The organism is Neotabrizicola shimadae, assembly GCF_019623905.1.
Lineage (GTDB): Bacteria > Pseudomonadota > Alphaproteobacteria > Rhodobacterales > Rhodobacteraceae > Neotabrizicola > Neotabrizicola shimadae.
The window spans coordinates 976,102-995,209 of the sequence record NZ_CP069370.1 but is presented as its reverse complement, the minus strand read 5'-3'; the positions used below and the strand labels follow the sequence as shown (position 1 = coordinate 995,209).

The 19,108-nt window shown below is 68.1% G+C and carries 18 protein-coding genes; 8 read left to right on the top strand and 10 right to left on the bottom strand.

Translation table 11 applies throughout. The annotated features are described in order from the left end of the window. Positions 1 to 46: 46 nt before the first annotated feature. Positions 47 to 1,624 (bottom strand): peptide ABC transporter substrate-binding protein, encoded by a 1,578-nt coding sequence (locus tag JO391_RS04665; protein ID WP_220663029.1) that lies wholly within the window; start codon positions 1,622 to 1,624, stop codon positions 47 to 49. 82 nt (positions 1,625 to 1,706) lie between these two features. Beyond that, positions 1,707 to 2,666: a prolyl aminopeptidase gene (gene pip / locus JO391_RS04660; RefSeq protein ID WP_220663028.1), complete on the bottom strand. Its 960-nt coding sequence runs from the start codon at positions 2,664 to 2,666 to the stop codon at positions 1,707 to 1,709. A 191-nt stretch (positions 2,667 to 2,857) separates the two neighbouring features. On the opposite strand from pip, the gene JO391_RS04655 reads away from it, so the two are divergent. Further along, a complete protein-coding gene (locus tag JO391_RS04655; protein WP_220663027.1) occupies positions 2,858 to 3,745 on the top strand; it encodes a lysophospholipid acyltransferase family protein in 888 nt (295 codons plus the stop codon). Positions 3,746 to 3,751: 6 nt separating this feature from the next. On the opposite strand, the gene JO391_RS04650 is transcribed toward JO391_RS04655, so the two are convergent. The 3 genes from JO391_RS04650 to JO391_RS04640 form a co-directional block, all read right to left on the bottom strand. Then, on the bottom strand, positions 3,752 to 4,321 hold the full coding sequence (locus JO391_RS04650; RefSeq protein WP_259444824.1) for an RSP_2648 family PIN domain-containing protein: 570 nt from the start codon (positions 4,319 to 4,321) through the stop codon (positions 3,752 to 3,754). Beyond that, a complete protein-coding gene (locus JO391_RS04645) occupies positions 4,318 to 5,544 on the bottom strand; it encodes an RSP_2647 family RNA methyltransferase (protein WP_220663026.1) in 1,227 nt (408 codons plus the stop codon). Before JO391_RS04645 ends, JO391_RS04650 begins: the two co-directional genes overlap by 4 nt. Before the next feature lie 66 nt (positions 5,545 to 5,610). Then, positions 5,611 to 6,294 carry a DUF6778 family protein gene (locus JO391_RS04640; protein WP_220663025.1) on the bottom strand — a complete coding sequence of 228 codons (684 nt, stop codon included), beginning with the start codon at positions 6,292 to 6,294 and terminating at the stop codon, positions 5,611 to 5,613. A gap of 296 nt (positions 6,295 to 6,590) precedes the next feature. On the opposite strand from JO391_RS04640, the gene edd reads away from it, so the two are divergent. From edd to JO391_RS04625, 3 genes are all read left to right on the top strand, one after another. Next, positions 6,591 to 8,396, top strand: a complete 1,806-nt coding sequence (gene edd / locus JO391_RS04635; RefSeq protein WP_220663024.1) for a phosphogluconate dehydratase — start codon at positions 6,591 to 6,593, stop codon at positions 8,394 to 8,396. 81 nt (positions 8,397 to 8,477) lie between these two features. Continuing rightward, entirely contained in the window at positions 8,478 to 9,119 is a 642-nt protein-coding gene (eda, locus tag JO391_RS04630) for a bifunctional 4-hydroxy-2-oxoglutarate aldolase/2-dehydro-3-deoxy-phosphogluconate aldolase (protein WP_220663023.1), read from the top strand. A gap of 161 nt (positions 9,120 to 9,280) precedes the next feature. After that, on the top strand, positions 9,281 to 9,742 hold the full coding sequence (locus JO391_RS04625) for a VOC family protein (protein WP_220663022.1): 462 nt from the start codon (positions 9,281 to 9,283) through the stop codon (positions 9,740 to 9,742). Between the two features lie 21 nt (positions 9,743 to 9,763). On the opposite strand, the gene JO391_RS04620 is transcribed toward JO391_RS04625, so the two are convergent. The 3 genes from JO391_RS04620 to JO391_RS04610 all read right to left on the bottom strand — a co-directional run bounded on the left by JO391_RS04620 (position 9,764) and on the right by JO391_RS04610 (position 13,923). After that, entirely contained in the window at positions 9,764 to 10,648 is an 885-nt protein-coding gene (locus JO391_RS04620) for a DMT family transporter (RefSeq protein ID WP_220663021.1), read from the bottom strand. 208 nt (positions 10,649 to 10,856) lie between these two features. Next, entirely contained in the window at positions 10,857 to 11,126 is a 270-nt protein-coding gene (locus JO391_RS04615; RefSeq protein WP_220663020.1) for a hypothetical protein, read from the bottom strand. After that, positions 11,116 to 13,923, bottom strand: coding sequence for a [protein-PII] uridylyltransferase family protein (locus JO391_RS04610; RefSeq protein WP_220663019.1), 2,808 nt, complete (start codon positions 13,921 to 13,923; stop codon positions 11,116 to 11,118). The genes JO391_RS04615 and JO391_RS04610 overlap by 11 nt, the downstream gene beginning before the upstream one ends. Before the next feature lie 58 nt (positions 13,924 to 13,981). Between JO391_RS04610 and JO391_RS04605 the strand changes: the two genes are divergently transcribed. The 4 genes from JO391_RS04605 (at position 13,982) to JO391_RS04590 (ending at position 16,471) form a co-directional block, all read left to right on the top strand. Beyond that, positions 13,982 to 14,470, top strand: coding sequence for a YbaK/EbsC family protein (locus JO391_RS04605; RefSeq protein WP_220663018.1), 489 nt, complete (start codon positions 13,982 to 13,984; stop codon positions 14,468 to 14,470). Positions 14,471 to 14,563: 93 nt separating this feature from the next. Then, positions 14,564 to 15,043, top strand: coding sequence for a DUF2852 domain-containing protein (locus JO391_RS04600; protein ID WP_220663017.1), 480 nt, complete (start codon positions 14,564 to 14,566; stop codon positions 15,041 to 15,043). Between the two features lie 62 nt (positions 15,044 to 15,105). Beyond that, entirely contained in the window at positions 15,106 to 15,558 is a 453-nt protein-coding gene (locus tag JO391_RS04595) for an RDD family protein (protein ID WP_220663016.1), read from the top strand. Positions 15,559 to 15,625: 67 nt separating this feature from the next. Further along, positions 15,626 to 16,471, top strand: coding sequence for an arginyltransferase (locus tag JO391_RS04590; RefSeq protein ID WP_220663015.1), 846 nt, complete (start codon positions 15,626 to 15,628; stop codon positions 16,469 to 16,471). Between the two features lie 336 nt (positions 16,472 to 16,807). Here the strand turns inward: JO391_RS04590 and JO391_RS04585 are convergent, their stop codons facing one another. Together JO391_RS04585 and JO391_RS04580 are read right to left on the bottom strand one after the other, a co-directional pair. Continuing rightward, on the bottom strand, positions 16,808 to 18,211 hold the full coding sequence (locus tag JO391_RS04585) for an FAD-binding oxidoreductase (RefSeq protein WP_375155684.1): 1,404 nt from the start codon (positions 18,209 to 18,211) through the stop codon (positions 16,808 to 16,810). Between the two features lie 39 nt (positions 18,212 to 18,250). Further along, positions 18,251 to 19,057 carry an MBL fold metallo-hydrolase gene (locus JO391_RS04580; RefSeq protein WP_220663014.1) on the bottom strand — a complete coding sequence of 269 codons (807 nt, stop codon included), beginning with the start codon at positions 19,055 to 19,057 and terminating at the stop codon, positions 18,251 to 18,253. Positions 19,058 to 19,108: the final 51 nt, after the last annotated feature.

The following is a 19,108-nucleotide window of genomic DNA, read 5'->3' as shown; positions in this document are numbered from 1 at the left end:
CGCCCCTGCCCTGCCGGGTCAGAGGCGGCCGAAGGTCAGACGCGCATCAGTCCTTGGACATGAAGCGGGTCGGGTGGATGTCCATCACGTTCGGCTCCCAGCCCTTGACCTTGTCGGACACGATGGAATGGAAGCTGTAGAACATCAGCGGCACGATGCACTGGTCACGGGCCACGCCGATGGCTTCGGCCTGTTCCAGCAGACGGAAGCGCGCGGCCTGGTCGGCGGTGCCGGCAGCCTCGGCCAGAAGCGCGTCATATTCAGCATTGGAATAGACGGCATAGTTGTTGCCCGCGCCGGTCTTGCACAGGGCCAGGAAATTCTCCGGGTCCTTGTAGTCGGCAATCCAGCCGGCCCGCGCGATGTCCATGTCGCCATGCTGTTCCAGATAGGCGTAATGGGTCGAGGCGTCGGTGTTCAGAAGCGAAACCTCGATCCCCAGGGGCTTCAGCTGCTCCTGGATCGCCACGGCGGTGTTGTTATGGTTTTCCGAGGTGTTGAAGCGGATTTCCATCTTCAGCGGATTGTCCGGGCCATAGCCCAGCTTGGCCAGAACCTCGGCCGCCTTGTCCTCGCGGTCGATCTGCGGCAGGGCGGCCCATTCCGGAGCCTGCGCGGTGAAGCCGTCGATGCCCGGCGGCACGAAGGAATAGCCGGGCAGCATGGTGTTCTGCCAGACTTCCTCGGCCAGGTAGTCGCGGTCGATCGCCATCGAAATGGCGTTGCGCAGTTCAACGTTGTCCCACGGCGCCTTGTCGGTCTTGAAGGCGTAGTAGTAGGTGCCCAGGTACGGGCCGATCTTCACCTGGTCGCCGAACTTGGCCTTCATGTCGGTCAGCTGTTCGGTGGGGAAGTCGTCGTTCATGTCCAGCTCGCCCGCCTCGAAGCGCTTGATGGCGGCGGACCGGTCCTCGGTCGGGATGTAGTTGATCGCATCCAGGCTGACATTCGCCGCATCATGGAACAGCGGGTTCTTCGTCAGCACGATCTTGTCGTTCGGCACGAACGAGGTCAGCGTGAACGCGCCATTCGAGACCAGGTTGCCCGGCTTGGTGAAGTCCGCGCCGAACTTTTCGACATTGGCCTTCGACACGGCATAGGTCGCCTGGTGCGTCAGCATTTCCAGGAAATAGGGCGTCACCGCATTCAGCGTGACTTCCAGCGTGGTGGCGTCGATGGCCTTCACGCCCAGCTCTTCGGGCTTCTTCTCGCCCGCGGTGATCGCCTCGGCGTTCACGATCGGGGCCAGCATGTAGGCATATTCTGCGGCGGTCTCGGGCGAGACCACGCGGCGCAGCGAAAACACGAAGTCATCGGCGGTAACCGGGGTGCCGTCCGACCATTTGCCATCGGCGCGCAGCTTGAAGGTATAGACCTTGCCGTCTTCCGAAACGGTCCAGCTTTCCGCGGCCCCCGGCATGATGTTGGCATTGGCGTCATGCGCCACCAGGCCCTCGAACAGATCGCGCAGGATGTTGGCTTCCTGCACCGTCGAGGTCTTGTGCGGGTCCAGCGATTCCGGATCGCCGGTGTTGCCGCGGTTCAGCGTGCCGGCGGCAAAGGCCTGCGTGCCGGCCAGCACCAGCGCGCTGCACAGAAGCAGCGACTTGAAGCTCAGGGTCATGGATCGTCTCCCTTGGTTCCGCCCCGCATCCTCGGCAGGGCCGTGATTCTTTGTCCCGCCCGAGGCGGCGTTGGACCGGGCCTCAGCCCAGGCCCGCATAGGCATCGGTCGTGCGCACCATCGCATCCTGGATGCCGGGTTCCATCCCCCAGTGCCCGGCATCAGGTATGATCAAAAGTTGGGCATCGGGCATCGCCTGCTTCAAAAGCAGCGCGGTGTCCAGAGGTGTCACTACGTCATACCGGCCGTGAATCATCGTGACCGGCAGGTGCGAAAGCTTGCGAGCCTCGTCAATCAGCCAGCCATCGCGCGGAAAGAAGCCACGGTTCACGAAGTAATGGCATTCGATTCGCGCCATGGCATCGGCGAACTCGTCCTCGCCGAAGGCCGCCTCGCGCTCGGGCACCGGCAGAAGCGACAGCGTCGCCCCCTCCCACACGCTCCAGGCACGGGCCGCGGCACGCCGCACCTCGGGGTCGTTCCCCGTCAGCCGCCGGTAGAAGGCCGCCACCAGGTCGCCCCGCTCGGCCTCGGGGATCGGCGCGATGTACTCCTGCCAGCGGTCGGGAAAGATCATGCTGGCGCCGTGCTGGTAGAACCAGTCGATCTCGGCCTTGCGGATGGTGAACAGCCCGCGCAGCACCATCTCGGTCACCCGCTCGGCGTGCGTCACCGCATAGGCCAGCGCCAGGGTCGATCCCCAGGACCCGCCCACCACCTGCCAGCGGTCAATCCCCAGGTGCTCCCGCAGTCGCTCGATATCGGCCACCAGGTCCCAGGTCGTGTTGCCCTCCAGCTCGGCATGGGGCGTCGACAGCCCGCAGCCCCGCTGGTCGAAGGTCACCACGCGATAGCGCGCCGGATCGTGCCCCTGCCGCAGGAAGGGCGATGATCCCCCGCCCGGCCCGCCATGCAGCACCACCACCGGCTTGCCGGCAGGGTTCCCGCTTTCCGCCCAGGCAATCTCGTGCAGGTCCGACACGCGCAGCCGCCCGGTGCGAAAAGGCTCGATCGGCGGATACAGGCTGCGGCGCTCGCTCATTCCGCCCGCGCCCCGGACAGACTGTCGGCGCAACGAGGAATCGGAACCATGGGCAACCTCCACAACCGTTACGGTCCTTGTGCCACGGCAACCGCCCGCCTGTCACCCGTGGGCTTGGTTCCGGCTGCGCCTTGTGGGGGTGCGGCCCTCTGCTATAAGCCCCGCGAATCGGGAACTCCGGGCGGGTGGGAATGGCCAAGCGGGACTCGTCGCTGCAGCTTGCGGTCGATTGGGTGTCGGATCGCATGATCCGCGCGCTGCTCTGGCTGCTCATGCGCGTGCCCTATGACCGCCGGGTCGTGCTGGCCGGCTGGCTTGCGGCGCATGTCCTGGCACCCATCGCCGGATACCGCCGCCGCATCCGCCACAACCTCGCACTCATCATGCCCGACCTGCCCGAGTCCGAGGTGCGCCGGATGCAGCGCAAGGTGCCCGAGAACCTGGGCCGAACCCTGATCGAGCTCTACTCCGGTCCCGAATTCGCGGCCCGCGCCGCGCGCGCCACCGTGACCGGCGAAGGCCTCCCCGCTCTGGACGCGGCCCATGCCGAAGGCCGGCCCGTGCTTCTCGTCACCGGCCATATCGGCAACTACGACGCCGTCCGCGCCGCCCTGCTGGCGCGCGGCTTCAAGGTCGGCGGGCTCTACCGCCCTATGAACAACCGCTATTTCAATGACCATTACGTCGAAGCGATCAGCCGCATCGGCAAGCCGCTTTTCCCGCGTGGCCGGCACGGGTTGTCCGACATGGTGCGCTTCCTGCGCTCGGGGGGCATGCTGGGCATCGTGATCGACCAGTACATGCGCGCCGGGGTCGAGCTGGATTTCATGGGGCACCCGGCGCTCACCGCGCTTTCTGCCGCGGAAATGGCGCTGCGTTACGACGCGCTCGTGGTGCCGACCTATGGCATCCGCCAGCCCAACGGGCTGGACTTCGACCTGGTCTTCGAAGCCCCGATCCCTTCGGGCACGCCCGAGGCGATGACCCAGGCCCTGAACGACAGTCTGGCCGCCCAGGTGCGCCTGCACCCGGACCAATGGCTCTGGACCCACCGCCGCTGGAAAAAGCCTCGGGTCTGAGGCCGCTCAGCCCGCCAGCGCCTTCGCCAGCCGCGGCAGCTTCGCGCGCTTCAACAGCGCCTTCATGGGCTGCTCCCGCCCCGAAATCCGCTCGGCCTTGGCCCGAACCGCCTCCACCGCCGCAGACACCGCCGCGGGCGAGCGCGCCCAGAGATCGCGCAGGAAGTTGTCGGGGTCCCAACGCGCCACGCCCTCTTCGGCCAAGAGCCCGCGCGGGAAGTCCGCCGCGTTGAAGGTCACGATGCCATCGGCATGGGCCGAAACCGCCAGCGCCAGCACATGCGCATCCGCCGGGTCCGGCAGCCACAGCCGCGCCTCCACCCCCGGCCCCGGCTCGGCCAGCGCCTGAGGCCAGTCCGCGCGCATCACGGCAATCTCGCCCCGAGCCACCACCTCGGCCCCCGGTCCCAGCTTCACAGTGGCCCGCGCCCATTCCTCCAGGATACGCGCCGACCACAGCGGCCGGTACAGCCCCGCCGCCGCCACACCCAGAAGGATCTCGCGCAGCACGGTTGGAAACAGCACGCAGGCGTCAAGCACCGCCTTGGGCGGGCCCGAGGTCAGCGGCGCGCTCACCCGTCCAGCCGAAAGAACAACGATTTCAGATAGGCGCTTTCCGCAAGCTGCGGCAGCATCGGATGATCCGAGCCGGCAAAGCCGGTGTGGATCAGTTGCGCCCGCCGCCCGCCCCGCCCGATGCCGCGCGCGCAGGCATTGCGAAAGGCCGACAGGTCGGCCGCATGGGAACACGAACACAAGACAAGGTATCCGCCCGGTGCGACCAGCGGAGCCGCGAGCCGCGCCACCCGCTCATAGGCGCGCAAGCCCGCCTCCAGCGCCTGCTTCGATGGCGCAAAGGCCGGCGGATCGCAGACCACCAGATCAAACCGCGCCCCTTCGGCCCCCAAGGCCTCCAGCGCGGCAAAGGCATCGCCCTGCCGTGTGGCAAAGCGGTCCGCCATACCCATCTTCGCCGCGCCCTGTCCCGCCAGATCAAGTGCCGCCGCGCTGGCATCCACCGCCAGCGCATGGTCCGCGCCCCCGGCCAGCGCCGCCAGGGCAAAGCCGCCGACATGGGAAAACACGTCCAGCACCCGCGCGCCGCGCGCCAGCCGTGCGGCAAAGGCATGGTTCGGCCGCTGGTCATAGAACAGGCCGGTCTTCTGCCCGCCTGTCAGGTCAGCCATGTAGATCGCGCCGTTCATCGGCACCGGCACCGGCCCTGCCACCCCGCCCGACAGGACAGTGGTTTCCTCAGCCAGCCCCTCCAGCCCCCGCGCCCGCCCCGATCCGTTCTTGATGATCGTCGTTACGCCCGTCACGGCACGCAGCGCTGCCGCCAGCGCCTCAAGATGCATCTCCGCCCAGGCCGCATTGGGCTGGATCACCGCCGCCCCGCCGAACCGGTCGATGATCACCCCCGGCAGGCCATCGGCCTCGGCATGGACCAGCCGATAGAACGGCTCATCGAACAGGCGTTCGCGCAGGGCCAGCGCGCGCGAAAGCCGCGCCGCGAGCCAGGCCTCGTCCACTTCGGCCGCCGGATCGCGGTCCAGAACCCGCGCCACGATCTTCGACGCCGGATTCACCGTCACCAGCGCCAGAGGCCGCCGCTCGGCATCCTCCAGCACCGCCAGCGCACCGGGCATCAGGCCCTGCGTGCGCCGGTCCAGCACCAGCTCGTCAGCATAGACCCAGGGAAAGCCGTGGCGGATCGCACGCGCCTCGGCCTTGGGCCGCAGGCGCACCACGGGCCGGCCGCGCGGCGCTTCGTCGGATTGGGAAAGGGAGGGCTCCATGCCCTCCCTTTATCCGCTCATCCGTCCGCGCGAAAGCCCGCGCAGTCCAGACCCGCTGGCCCGCGCTCAGTTCACCGGCGCCACGGTCAAGCGCAGGTCGCTGTCCGCCCGCGTCGTCTCCACAACCGCCATCGGCACCGCCACCGGCGCTGCCAGTTCGCGCTGCAGCACTTCGCTCAGCCGGTTCACCACCACCACGCGCTGCGTCAGCCCGCGCGCTTCTTCCTCGATGGCCTTCTGCCCGCCCGAAGCCTTCACATCGGCCACCACACGGCGCGGCCCGTCGATCGCCTCGCCCGTCGCGGCATTGGTCACCGTCAGCAGGAAGTGCAGCGAATGCGTGCCCCCCACGCTGTAGCGGGTCTTTTCCGTCAGGCAATGGAAGCGCGTCACCTCCACCGTCACCACCACGGGCACACCCTGTCCCATGCCGGACGTCGCTCGGTCGGCCGCTTCCCTCCAGATCGCCTCGACCTGCGCGAAACGATCCCCCCGCGGCTCGCCCCGCCAGACGATGTCGGCGACCGGGTAGTACTTGTTCGCCTCCGAGACCCTCAGGTTCTGCGGCACCACGATATCCACGCGCTGCACGTCATAGACGGCGGCGACCGGGCGCCCCTCTGTCGCGGTGGACAGCGTCGTCACATCGGAATCAAGCCGGCTCGCCACGCCGGTCGGCGCGCAGGCCGAGGTCAGCGCCAGAAGCCCAAGGGCAAGACCTGTACCAAGGACCGTCTTCGTCGCGATCATGTCAGTCTCTCCTCGCCGCGGATGCCGCCATCCGGCCGCTTTATGTGCGTTCCAACGACAAATGCCGTCAAAATGTGGCATGATTTCGCCAGACTGGCAGCAAATCAGAGGAATCCTGCCCACCTCGGCCCCTATTGTGTACGCTTGGGCACCAGTGGCCCGGTTGCGCCCGTGAAACTGCTCAGCCGCCCTTGCCGCCCCACCCGGAAAGCGCGATCAGTCTTAACCGGCAAGGCCAGTTGTTAGCGCTAACAATGCCTGCTATACTGCCACCCGATCAAGGGGAGCCCGCCATCATGGCCCTGAACGCCACCATCGCCCGTGTCACCGCCCGCATCCGCGCCCGTTCCGAAGCCAGCCGCGGCCTCTACCTCGACCGCATGGCCGCCGCCGCCCGCTCCGGCCCCGCCCGCGCACATCTCAGCTGCGGCAACCAGGCCCATGCCTACGCCGCGATGGGCCAGGACAAGGACACCCTCGCCCAGGCCCGGCTGCCCAACATCGGCATCGTCACCGCCTACAATGACATGCTCTCCGCCCACCAGCCCTACGAGGACTACCCCAGGATCATCCGCGAAGCCGCCCGCAAGGCCGGTGCCACGGCCCAGGTCGCCGGCGGCGTTCCCGCGATGTGCGACGGCGTCACGCAGGGCCAGGCGGGCATGGAGCTCTCGCTCTTCTCCCGCGACGTGATCGCGCTCGCCGCAGGCGTGGCCCTCAGCCACAACACCTTCGACTCCTCGCTCTACCTCGGCGTCTGCGACAAGATTGTGCCCGGCCTCGTCATGGCCGCCGCCACCTTCTCGCACATCCCCGCAGTTTTCGTCCCCGCGGGCCCCATGACCTCGGGCATCCCCAACGACGAGAAATCCCGCGTCCGCAATGCCTATGCCGAAGGCAAGGCCAGCCGCGAGGAGCTGATGGCCGCCGAAATGGCCAGCTACCACGGCCCCGGCACCTGCACCTTCTACGGCACCGCCAACACCAACCAGATGCTGATGGAGTTCATGGGACTCCACCTGCCCGGCGCCAGCTTCGTCAACCCGAACACGCCCTTGCGCGAGGCGCTGACCACCGCCGCGGTTGACCGCGCCGCCGCCATCACCGCGCTTGGCAACGATTACCGCCCGGCGGGCGAGATCCTCGACGAACGCGCCTTCGTCAACGGCATCGTGGGCCTCATGGCGACGGGTGGCTCCACCAATCTCGTGCTGCACCTGCCCGCCATGGCCCGCGCCGCCGGCATCCACCTCGACCTCGAAGACTTCGCCGAAATCTCCAACGTCGTGCCGCTGATGGCCAAGGTCTATCCCAACGGCCTCGCCGACGTGAACCACTTCCACGCCGCGGGCGGCCTGCAATACATGATCGGCCAGCTTCTCGACGCGGGCCTCCTGCACGACGACGCCCGCACCGTCGCGGGCGACGGCCTCACGCTCTACCGGCAGGAACCGAAGCTCAAGGCGGGCAAGCTCGCCTGGGAACCCGGCCCCGCCACCACGCTCAACGACAAGATCCTCCGCCCCGCGACCGAACCGTTCCAGCCCATCGGCGGGCTCAAGCGCCTGGCCGGCAACCTCGGCACCGGCGTCATCAAGGTCTCGGCCGTCGCCCCCGAACGCCATGTGATCGAAGCCCCCGCCCGCATCTTCCACGACCAGGAGGCGGTAAAGCGCGCCTTCAGGGCGGGAGAGTTCACCTCGGACTGCATCGTCGTCGTCCGCTTCCAGGGGCCGCAAGCCAACGGGATGCCGGAACTGCACTCCCTCACCCCCACGCTCAGCGTCCTGCAGGACCGCGGGCTCAAGGTGGCCCTCGTCACCGATGGGCGCATGTCCGGCGCCTCCGGCAAGGTGCCCGCCGCCATCCATGTCTCGCCCGAAGCTGCCTGCGGCGGCCCGCTGGCACGCTTGCGCGACGGCGACCTCATCCGGCTCGATGCCGATGCCGGCACGCTGACCGTCTTCGCCGAGGATTTCGATCACCGCCCCGCCGTCACCGCCGACCTCTCGGCCAATGGCCATGGGCTTGGCCGCGAGTTGTTCGAGGTCTTCCGCCGCTACGCCGGCCCCGCCACCACTGGCGGCGCGCTGGTGGTCTGAGAAACGCGCCTCCCTCCGGCGCTTCCCCTCACCCTCGTGGGGAGGGGTCAGGGGAGGGGGGCACCCGCAAAGGAAAATCACATGACCCCCGCCCAGCAATCCCTCGAAGCCATGCGCATCTGCCGCCTCGCCCCGGTCGTCCCGGTTCTGGTGCTGGATGACGTGGCCCATGCGCGACCCCTCGCTCAGGCGCTGGTCGCAGGCGGCCTGCCCGCGCTGGAAGTCACGCTCCGCACACCCGTGGCGCTCGACTGCATCCGCGCCATGGCCGAAGTCGAAGGCGGCGCCGTCGGTGCCGGCACCCTCCTCACCCCCGCCGACGTCAAGGCCGCCAAGGCCGCCGGCGCCACCTTCGGCGTCTCGCCCGGCGCCACGCAGCGCCTGATCGACGCCTGCTGCGAACATGACCTGCCGCTCCTCGCTGGCGCGGCCACGGCGTCCGAGATCATGTCACTTCTCGAAGCCGGTTACACCGCGATGAAGTTCTTCCCCGCCGAACAATCCGGCGGCTCGGCCTTCCTCAAATCCATCGGCTCGCCCATCCCCCAGGCGAAATTCTGCCCCACCGGCGGCATCTCGCTGAAAAATGCGAAGGATTACCTGTCGCTTTCCAACATCCTCTGCGTCGGTGGAAGCTGGGTCGCGCCCAAGGACGCCATGGCCCGCGGCGACTGGGCCGCGATCACCGCGCTTGCCGCCGAGGCCGCCGCGCTCAAGGCCTGAAGCCACACGCCTCCGCGCCCCGCGCCTCCCCTCCCCCTTGTGGGGAGGGGTCAGGGGAGGGGGGCAAGGGCATGAACAGCCGTTCCGCCCCGCAACGAATCCTCCCCCACCTTCCCCCGCTTGCGCTATCCTCGCCACACTAACCAGGACGAGGCCGCGCCATGTCTCCCACCGTGCAAACCTGCCTGTGGTTCGACCACCAGGCCCAGGACGCCGCCGAAACCTATGTCTCCCTCCTGCCCGACAGCCGGATCGTTGCCAGCTACCCGGCGCGCGGCAATCCCGGCAAGACCTTCCTCGTCCATGTCGAGCTCTTGGGTCAGCGCTACTCCTTCCTGAACGGCGGTCCCCATTACAAGCTTACCCCCGCCGCCTCGATCGAGGTTCATCTAGACACCCAGGCCGAGGTGGACCGCCTCTGGGACGCCCTGCTTGCCGGAGGCGAGCCCATGCGCTGCGGCTGGCTCACCGACCGTTTCGGCGTGTCGTGGCAGATCATTCCCCGCGTGCTCATCGACCTGATGCTGACCACCGACGACGCCGTTGCCGGGCGGGTGACGCAGGCGATGATGGGCATGGTCAAGCTCGACATGGCGGCGCTGGAGGCCGCGGCGCGGGCCTGACCGCGCCGGAGGTAACGCCCTTCAGCTTGCCCGCGCCGTCCGGATCGCCACCGCCACGCCCGCGCCGGCCACCAGCACGATGCCGACCAGCGTGACGGCATCCGGAACATGGCCAAAGACCAGCCAGCCCAGCCCCGCCGCCCAGACGAGATGCAGGTAGTTCACCGGCGCCAGAAGCGAGGCCGGCGCCTCGCGGTAGGCTGAGGTGAATAGGAAATGCCCGGTAGTCGCAAGCGCCCCGAGCGCCGCCATCATCGCAAGGTCGCCGGGCGGCAATACCAGGCCCGGCAGGTCCGGCAGGGCCAGCACACAGAAGACGACAGTGCCGACCAGAGCGACGTGGAACAGCATCGCCTGCACCGTTTCAGTACGCGACAGCTGCCGGGTCATCAGGTGATAGGCGGTGGCGAATAGCGTGTTGACCAACGCCATCACCACGCCCCATGGCGCAAGCCCCCCGCCCGGCCGCACGATCAGCAGCACTCCGGCAAAGCCGGCGGCGGCGCCGAGCCAGCCAGCCAATGGCACTCTTTCGCCCAGGAGCGGGATCGCCAGAAGCATCACCAGGAAAGGCGAGAGGTAGATGATGGCAACCGTCTCGGCCACCGGCATAAGCGTCAACGCGATGCCCATCGTCAGCGAGGCAAAGGCAAGGCAGAGCGCGCGCAGCATGACTAGAAGGGTCCGGTCGGTCCGCCACAACGCCCGCCCCTGGCGCGGCGCCAGCAGAACCACCAGCAGCGCAAGGTTCACCAGATAGCGCACGGCGATGACCACGGTGACCGGGTGCCGCTCCGCCTGCAGCTTCGTAAGCACATCGGCCAGCGCGAAGGCCAGCACCGCCAGCACCACCAAAGCCACCCCACGCAGCGGCCGTGCCGCGGGCATTGCCGGGGCCGCTGTCATCGTGGGTCGCCCTGCGGGGCGGCTTGACCGGATTGCCCCTGTCCTTCCAGGGCCGCCTCTGCGGGGATGCCATCGTGCCGGCGCCCAAGCGCCCGGCCAGAGCGGGCCGAGCCGGAACGCAGCAGGCAAATTCCTAACGCCGAGTTAATTCCCACATGCAACCCATTGATTCTAAATCATCAGGCCAAGCGTCCGAGCTCGGACGCCTTCAGGCCCCCACCCTCGCGGCCCGGCCGCCTCGGCGGCGGGGGGTGTCGGGTGGGGTCAGGCCCTCGGTCATGACCCCGGTCATCGGATGCTCCTCCGCCCCCGGCCCGTAATGGGCCAGCAGGGCCCGCAGGGCATCGGGGATATTGGTCCCGCCCGGCAGGCCCAGGGCCCAGTCCAGAAGGATCGACCGGCACTCGCCGGGGGTGATCCCCTCGATGGCATAGGCCTCCCGCACCAGCCCCTTGGGGTCCGCCTCTTCAACCTTCATCGCCCGTCTCCCCATCCTCGCCCCCGACCCTGGCCGAGATCACCGCCCCGGCCTCCGCGACCGCCCGGTCCAGCCGCGCCGACAGGGCCGCCGCATCGGCCTCCCCCGTCTCGCGCAGAAGGAACGCCCGCCCGCCCTCGCCCAACCGCTCCAGCTCCAGCGGCCGGTCGGTCAGCAGCCTCGCCCCGGCCTGCAGCTGCCACAGAAGCCTGTAGGCCTCCATCAAGGCCGTCTGGTCCGAAACCGACAGGATCGCGCCCTTCACGCCAGAGGCCAGCTGCGTCTCGACCCCGCGCGCCGCCGACCCCGACTGAAGGGCCGCCATCTGGGCCAGAAGCTCGATATCCAGAAGCCGCCCCGGCCCGTTCTTTGCCTCCCAGGCCCCCTTCGCGGGCTTGGCCTCGGCTAGCCGTGCCCGCATCGCAGCCACGTCGGCCCGCACCCCCGCGCCCTGTCCCTTGGCCTGGATCACCCTCCGCCGCACCGCCTCGACATCGGCCGCCAGAGTGGCCTCCCCCGCCAGCACCCGCGCCCGGGTCAACGCCAGATGCTCCCAGGTCCAGGCCTCGGTCTCCTGGTAGGCGGTGAACGAGGCCAGCGAGGTCGCCACCGGCCCCTGCCGCCCCGAAGGCCTGAGCCTCATGTCCACCTCGTAAAGCCGCCCCTCGGCCATGGGCGCAGTCAGTGCCGTGACGAAGGCCTGGGTCAGACGGGCGAAATAGGGCCGGGCGGCCAGCGGCCTGGGACCCTCTGACTGCTCCACCCCTTCGGCGTCATAGATCACGATCAGGTCCAGATCCGAGGCGGCGTTCAACCGCGCCGCGCCAAGCGAGCCCATGCCCAAAACCACTGCGCCCCGCCCCGGCGCGGGCCCATGCTTGCGGGCAAAGTCGGCACCCACCACGGGCCAAAGCCCGGCGATCACCGCCTCGGCCAGATCGGCATACTCCTTCGCCGACTCGAACCCGTCGATCAGGCCGCGCAGGTGATGGACCCCGACGCGGAAGTGCCATTCCTTCATCCATCGCCGGGCCGCATCCAGCTTCCTTTCGTAGTCCGGCACGGCCTCCAGCCTGTCCGCCAGTTCCTTCACCAGCGCCGCCTTCCCAGGCCAGGGCGCAAAGAAGCTGCCCCCGATCACCGCATCCAGCACCGAAGAGTTGCGCGAGAGATAGGCCGCCAGTTCGGGCGCGGTGCCGGCAATGTCCACGATCAGGTCGATCAGCGCCGGGTTCGCCTGGAAGAGAGAAAAGACCTGCACCCCAGCCGGCAGCCCCTTGAGGAAGCCGTCCAGCGCCATCAGTGCCTCGTCCGGATTGGCCGCGCGCGACAACCGCTTGAGGAAGGCCGGACGCAGACGCCGGAAGATCCCCTGCGCCCGGTCCGACCGCAGCGCCGGATAGCTGCCCCAGCCCTGTACGATGGCACGGGCGGTTTCGGAAAGCTCCGGCCCTTCCTCGGCCTCGGAGGGTGCGAAGAAGCCCTCGGTCAGCCGGTCGGTGCGGGCGAGGCGATCCAGGAACCCCGCGCGGAACGCTGTCTCGTCCTGCCCGCAGAAGGCGGCGATGCGGGCCACGCCCTCGGCCGTCGAAGGCATCTCATGGGTCCGGGCATCCTGCACCATCTGCAGCCGGTGTTCGACTTCGCGGTGCGCCCGGTAGAGCGCAGTCAGATCATCCGCCACATCCACCGGCACCCAACCGGCCGCCGCCAGCGCAGCCAGGCCGCCCACCGTGGTACGGTCGCGCAGGCTCGGGTCGCGCCCGCCGGCAATCAGCTGGCGGGTCTGGGTGAAGAACTCGATCTCGCGGATGCCGCCCTGCCCCAGCTTTATGTTGTGGCCTTCCACCTTCAGCGGGCCATGCAGATGGCGATGTTCACGGATGCGCAGGCGCATGTCATGGGCATCCTGGATGGCCGCGAAATCCAGATGCTTGCGCCAGACGAAGGGCGTCAGCGCCGCAAGGAACCGTTCGCCCGCCGCGATGTCGCCGCCGCAGGGCCGGGCCTTGATATAGGCCGCGCGTTCCCACGTGCGGCCCTCGGCCTCGTAGTAGGCATAGGCCGCCGACATCGACAGGCAGACTGGGGTCACACTGGCATCGGGGCGCAGCCGCAGATCGGTGCGGAAGACGTAGCCCTCGCCCGTCTGGTCGGACAAGAGCGCCGTCATCCGCCGCGTGACCCGGATGAACGCCGCCCGCGCCTCGACGGCCTCGGCCCCATATCGTGCATCGTCGAACAGGCAGATCAGGTCGATGTCGGAGGAATAGTTCAGCTCGCCCGCCCCGGTCTTGCCCATGGCGATGCTCACCATCCCGGCAGCCGTGGCTGCATCGTCCGGCCCCTGCCCCGGCAGCTTGCCGCGACGGATCTCTTCAGACACCAGCACCTGCATCGAAAGGTCCACCGCCCGGTCGGACAGCCGGGTCAGCCAACCCGTTACCTCTTCCAGCGGCCAGACGCCGCCCAGGTCGGCAAGGGCCGTCAGCAGGGCAATGCGTCGCTTGGCCTGCCGTAGCGCCGGGCCAAGCCGGTCGGGTGGCAGGGGTGCCAGACTGGCCAGAACCTGAGCAGCCGCAGTTTCGGGAGCGCCGGACAGGGCATGGCGCAACCAGTCGCCCTCTCGCGTCAAGAGGGTGTTGAGGTAGGGACTGCAACCGGCCGCACCGGCGATCAGCGGCTGCAATTCGGTGCCAAGGTCAAGGAACGCGCGGGCCGCATCGGTGCCCGCCTGTTCATCGAACGGGATCGGCGCACGGGTCAGGCGGGCGGCAAAGGGAAGAGGCTCTGTCATGCGCGGACCTTGCGACCAGCCCTGACCGCGGTCAATCCTGACGCGAAACGGAGGACCCATGAGCAAGAGCCTGAAAAGGGTTATCGCGGCACTCGAAGCGGCGGGGATTGCGACCGAGGTGCTGGAGACCGGAGCCGAAACGCGGACCGCCGAGCAGGCGGCGGCCGCGGCCGGCTGCGAACTGGACCAGATCGTGAAGTCGATCCTGTTCCGGGGAGAGACGACCGGTGGTCTGTTCCTGTTCCTGACGGCAGGCGGCAACCGCGTAGATGCAGAGGCCGCCGCCCACCTGACGGGCGAGCCGATGGGACGTGCCGATGGAATGCTGGTGCGGCAGGTCACGGGCTTTGCCATCGGCGGGGTAGCCCCGGTCGGGCACCTCAGTCCACTGCCCGCCTGGGCCGACCCGCGGCTGATGGATTTCAGCTGTGTCTGGGCCGCTGCCGGCACGCCGAGACACATCTTTCCGGTGGAACCAACGGTGCTTTTGCGGATCAGCGGTGCCCGGCTTGCCAGCTTTGCCATGCCAGCCCCGGCAGACATGTAAAATAGTTTCACATACCTCTTGAAGCAGCGTCTTGCCGGGAGCATCTTCGCTCATGTGAAAAGCATTCACATGTTCTTACCGGAGAGACCGCCCATGTACTCAACTTCGTACACCGCTGCCCCGGAGCGCCCCTCCGGCTGGTTCCGCCGGACGGAAGCCTGGCTGGACGATCGCGGCAAACCCGCCTGGATCGCCGCGATGATCCTGGGCTTCGTCCTGTTCTGGCCGCTCGGCCTTGCCATCCTTGCCTACATGATCTGGAGCAAACGCATGTTCAACCGTTCCGCCTGCCAGGGCCGCAATGCCCGCAACTGGGAAGAGATGTCGCGCCGGCGTCACCACATGTTCAGCGCGATGCGCCCCTCGGGCAACGTGGCATTCGATGCCTACAAGGCCGAAACGCTGCGTCGGCTGGAGGAAGAGCAGGAAGCGTTCGAGACTTTCCTGCAGCGCTTGCGCGAAGCCAAGGACAAGCAGGAATTCGACGCCTTCATGGACGACCGTGCCCGCGCCGCCCGCAGCACGCCTCCGGCTGCGCCGCAGGGTGACGCGCCTGCGCCTGGCGCCTATTGATCGCAGATGCTCCGGCTTCGGCCGGGGCATCATCTTCACCGATACATCAGCACGAGTGACCGATGACCTTCTATTCCGAAACGATGTTGCCCGATCCTGTGCGCCATTCCGAGTTCTATTCGGGTGTCGCGCTGAAGCGCGGGTTGGCCTGGATCGTGGATTTCGTCGTGATCTCGGCGCTGACCGCGGTGGTGGTGCTTTTCACGGCTTTCCTGGGTCTGTTCTTCCTGGGCGCCCTGTTCCTCGCGGTGGGGTTCCTCTACCGCTGGGTCACCATCTCGCGCGGGGCCGGAACCTGGGGGATGCGGCTCTTTGGCATCATGCTGCTTGACCGGTGGGGCCGTCCACTGGACGTGGCCACCGCGCTTGGCCACACGTTGGGCTATACAATCTCGATGGCCTTCGTCTTCCCTCAGTTGATTTCGGTCGCCTTCATGATCCTCAGCCCGCGCGGTCAGGGCTTGACCGACATGGTGCTGGGAACGGTTGCGATCAATCGGCCGTCTGATCGTTGAACTCGGCGCTTGGCGGCTGCATTGGGGCTTGCTAACGTGAGGGGGTTGTCCACCTCTCGCTCCCAAGATGCGCCACACCCTTCCCATTGCGCCGCAGTTCTATGTGACCGCTCCGCAGCCCTGTCCGTACCTTGACGGGCGGATGGAGCGGAAGCTGTTCACGGCGCTGCAGGGGGACCATGCGCAGCGTTTGAATGATACCCTGTCCAAGCAGGGGTTCCGGCGCAGCCAGAACGTGCTGTACCGGCCCTCTTGCGCGGAGTGTTCGGCCTGTCTTTCCGCCCGCATCCGGGTGGAGGATTTCGAGCCGAACCGGACACAGCGGCGGCTGATGGCGCGGAACGGGGCGCTGAGGCGGAATGCCACCAGTCCCTGGGCGACCGAGGACCAGTTCGCGCTGTTCCGGCGCTACCTGGACCACCGGCATGCCGATGGGGGCATGGCCGACATGGATATCTTCGAGTTCGCGGCCATGATCGAGGAGACGCCGATCCGCAGCCGGGTGATCGAGTATACCCGGCCGGCGGAGGCGGGGGAAAAGGGGCGGGCGCTGGCGGCGGTCTGCCTGACCGATGTCTTCGATGACGGGCTGTCCATGGTCTATTCATTCTATGACCCGGACCTGACCCGCATGAGCCTGGGGACCTATCTGATCCTCGACCACGTCGAGATCGCCCGGGAGGCCAAGCTGCCCTATGTCTACCTGGGCTACTGGGTGCCGGGGAGCCGGAAGATGGGCTACAAGGCCGGGTTTTCGGCCCTGGAGATCTATAAGGGGGGCCGCTGGCAGGAGATCGGCGACCCGGCGGACCATTCGGCCGAGCTGCACCCCCTGTCGGTGGACCCGATTGCCGAGCAGGTGGCCCGGATCAGCCTGCCCGAAGCCCGGGGGCCGCGGGACCACAAGAGCTGAGGCCCCAGGGCGTCCGAGGGGGCGTCCGAGCTCGGACGCTTTGCTGATCCATTTTTTATCAATGACTTACGCGCCCAAGTTAACTTGGACTTAACACTTCTCGTCACCATGCGAGAGGCGCCGCGCGCGCGCATTTCTGGATGAGTCACACCCGCCGTTTCGACTGGTGGCGGCCGAGACTCCGACGGCACGAGCCTCAGGGATTTCATTCACCGTGTCGTCATCCTGTCGGCCCGGAGCCTGCCTCTGACCGCAGGACCGATCCTTGCCGCAAACTCCGTTCCCGCAAACCGCTGGATTCACGGCACCTTGACCAAGGGGCCGGGTTCGGGCGCCCTATCCCAGCACCGCGCCGGGGTTCATGATGCCGAGAGGGTCCAGCGCCGTCTTGATGGCGCGCATCGCGGCCAGCCGGGCCGGGTCGCCGTAGCGGGTCAGGTCCCCCACCTTGAGCCGCCCCACCCCATGCTCGGCACTGACCGAGCCGCCCCGTGCATGGACCAGATCATGCACCAGCCGCTGGACGGCCTTTCCGTCATACTCTTCCCGGCCCCGCCCCACCGCCGGGAAGGCATTGTAGTGCAGGTTTCCGTCGCCAAGGTGCCCGAAGCAGTTGACCCGCAGGTCGCCGAAGGCCGCCAGTTCGCGGTCGGCCTCGGCGATGAAGCCCGCCACTTCGGACAGGGGCAGCGAGACATCGTGGCTGGAGACCGCCCCGATCTTGCGATTGGCCAGCGGGATCGACTCGCGCACCTGCCACAGCGCCTGGGCCTGTGCGCCCGAGGCGGCGACCACCCCGTCGCTGACCAGCCCCGCCTCCATCGCCTCGTCCAGAAGGCTTGCCATCGCGCCTTCCGGGTCCAGCCCTGCGGGCAGACCCAGTTCCACCAGCACCGACCAGTCGGGGGCCACGGCGAAGGGCTGGCGCACCTCGGGCATTGTCTCGGTCAGGAAGCGCAGCCCCTGCCCAGCGATCAGCTCGAAGGCCGAGACCAGCCCGGCGAAGCGCCCCTGCGCCAGGGCCAGCAGGTCCAGCGCCACAGCGGGGCTTTCGACCACCAGCATCGCCACGGCCACGCCCGAGGGCGGCGCCACCATCTTCAGGCTGGCGGCGGTCAGGATGCCCAAGGTCCCCTCTGCGCCAATGAGCAGGTGGCGCAGGTCGTAGCCGGTGTTGTCCTTCCGCAGCCGCTTCAGCCCATGCAGCACCGACCCGTCGGGAAGCACCGCCTCGATCCCAAGGCACAGGTCGCGGGCATTGCCATAGCGCAGCACCCCCGTGCCCCCGGCATTGGTGGACAGGCAGCCCCCGATCCGGGCCGAGCCTTCCGAGGCCAGCGACAGCGGGAAAAGCCGCCCCACCCGCTCTGACTGCGCCTGCACCTCGGCCAGCACCATGCCGGCCTCGACCACCAGCACGTTCTCCTCGGGCCAGACACCGCGGCAGGCCACCATCCGCTCCAGCGAGACGACCAGCGGCAATGGCCCCTCGGGCATCACCTGCCCGCCCACCAGACCCGTGCCGCCACCCAGGGGCACGATGCCCACCCGCGCCGCCGCACAGGCCCGCACGATGGCCGCCACCTCATCGGTGCTGCGCGGCAGGGCGACGGCGCCAGCCTGCCCCGTCCAGCGTCCGCGCGGCTCTTCCAGATCGCGCGGCTCGGGCGCGCGCAGTGTTCCGGGCGGCAGAAGGCCGGCCAGCGTTTCGACAAAGGCGGGGGAGCAATCCATCAGCATGGGCCCACAATCCGCCGCCGCCCCGCGGGGTGCAAGGGGTCAGGGCAGCCAGGCCGGGCGCAGAACCACGATGGTCGGCCGGTCGGGCAGGCTTTGCAGCGTGACCTCGACCTCTGGCCCTTCTGACCTCACCACCTCGAATTCGGCGGACATGCCGGTCAGAAAGGTCTCGAGCGAGGCGCCGGAAAACCAGTGCATCGGAATGACCATGCTGGCCCGCAATTCCTTGACCACCCCCATCATCGAGGAAAGGTCCATGGTGTAGCCACCGTCCACGGGCACCATCACCACGTCCAGCCGCCCGATGGCCGCATATTGCGCCGGGCTCGGGATCTGGTGCAGGTGGCCCAGATGGCCGATGCAGAGCCCCCCTGCCTCGAAGATGAAGATCGAATTGCCATCCGCCCGCGCGCCTTCGCCGAACGGTCCCCGCGTGTCGGTGGTGACGTTGCGCACCAGCATCTCGCCCAGATCCAGCTCGTACCAGGCCGGCTGGCCCTCTTGCGGCCAGCCGCGCAGCACATTCGGGATGCGTGGATCGGGGTTGTCGGTCCAGTGCGATGAATGGGCGTTGTTCATCGTCACCACGTCCGGCACCACATCGGGGTTGCCGATCCATCCGGTGTAGTCGGTCACGGCCAGCAGACCCCCCGCCTCGATGGCAAAGGAGGCGTGATCGAGATAGCGGATGCGCACCGCATCCTCGGCCAGCGGGTCGCCGAAGGCCGCCGTCATCACCCGCTCGGGCCCCGCATCGGCCAGGGCGATGCAATGCGAGGGGATGCGGGCATGGGCCGGCAGGGCAAGCGCAAGAAGGGCGGCCAGCGGGCCAAGCAGGCGAAGCATCGGTCAACCTCCGGATCAGGGAAGCCTGATCCTGACCTAGGGTCAGCCAAA

What these genes read in the sequence shown, in the direction of transcription:
- JO391_RS04665 (WP_220663029.1), bottom strand. Translation starts at nt 1,624, where the DNA reads ATGACCCTGAGCTTCAAGTCGCTGCTTCTGTGCAGCGCGCTGGTGCTG.
- pip (WP_220663028.1), bottom strand. Translation starts at nt 2,666, where the DNA reads ATGAGCGAGCGCCGCAGCCTGTATCCGCCGATCGAGCCTTTTCGCACC.
- JO391_RS04655 (WP_220663027.1), top strand. Translation starts at nt 2,858, where the DNA reads ATGGCCAAGCGGGACTCGTCGCTGCAGCTTGCGGTCGATTGGGTGTCG.
- JO391_RS04645 (WP_220663026.1), bottom strand. Translation starts at nt 5,544, where the DNA reads ATGGAGCCCTCCCTTTCCCAATCCGACGAAGCGCCGCGCGGCCGGCCC.
- JO391_RS04640 (WP_220663025.1), bottom strand. Translation starts at nt 6,294, where the DNA reads ATGATCGCGACGAAGACGGTCCTTGGTACAGGTCTTGCCCTTGGGCTT.
- edd (WP_220663024.1), top strand. Translation starts at nt 6,591, where the DNA reads ATGGCCCTGAACGCCACCATCGCCCGTGTCACCGCCCGCATCCGCGCC.
- eda (WP_220663023.1), top strand. Translation starts at nt 8,478, where the DNA reads ATGACCCCCGCCCAGCAATCCCTCGAAGCCATGCGCATCTGCCGCCTC.
- JO391_RS04625 (WP_220663022.1), top strand. Translation starts at nt 9,281, where the DNA reads ATGTCTCCCACCGTGCAAACCTGCCTGTGGTTCGACCACCAGGCCCAG.
- JO391_RS04620 (WP_220663021.1), bottom strand. Translation starts at nt 10,648, where the DNA reads ATGACAGCGGCCCCGGCAATGCCCGCGGCACGGCCGCTGCGTGGGGTG.
- JO391_RS04615 (WP_220663020.1), bottom strand. Translation starts at nt 11,126, where the DNA reads ATGAAGGTTGAAGAGGCGGACCCCAAGGGGCTGGTGCGGGAGGCCTAT.
- JO391_RS04610 (WP_220663019.1), bottom strand. Translation starts at nt 13,923, where the DNA reads ATGACAGAGCCTCTTCCCTTTGCCGCCCGCCTGACCCGTGCGCCGATC.
- JO391_RS04605 (WP_220663018.1), top strand. Translation starts at nt 13,982, where the DNA reads ATGAGCAAGAGCCTGAAAAGGGTTATCGCGGCACTCGAAGCGGCGGGG.
- JO391_RS04600 (WP_220663017.1), top strand. Translation starts at nt 14,564, where the DNA reads ATGTACTCAACTTCGTACACCGCTGCCCCGGAGCGCCCCTCCGGCTGG.
- JO391_RS04595 (WP_220663016.1), top strand. Translation starts at nt 15,106, where the DNA reads ATGACCTTCTATTCCGAAACGATGTTGCCCGATCCTGTGCGCCATTCC.
- JO391_RS04590 (WP_220663015.1), top strand. Translation starts at nt 15,626, where the DNA reads ATGCGCCACACCCTTCCCATTGCGCCGCAGTTCTATGTGACCGCTCCG.
- JO391_RS04585 (WP_375155684.1), bottom strand. Translation starts at nt 18,211, where the DNA reads ATGCTGATGGATTGCTCCCCCGCCTTTGTCGAAACGCTGGCCGGCCTT.
- JO391_RS04580 (WP_220663014.1), bottom strand. Translation starts at nt 19,057, where the DNA reads ATGCTTCGCCTGCTTGGCCCGCTGGCCGCCCTTCTTGCGCTTGCCCTG.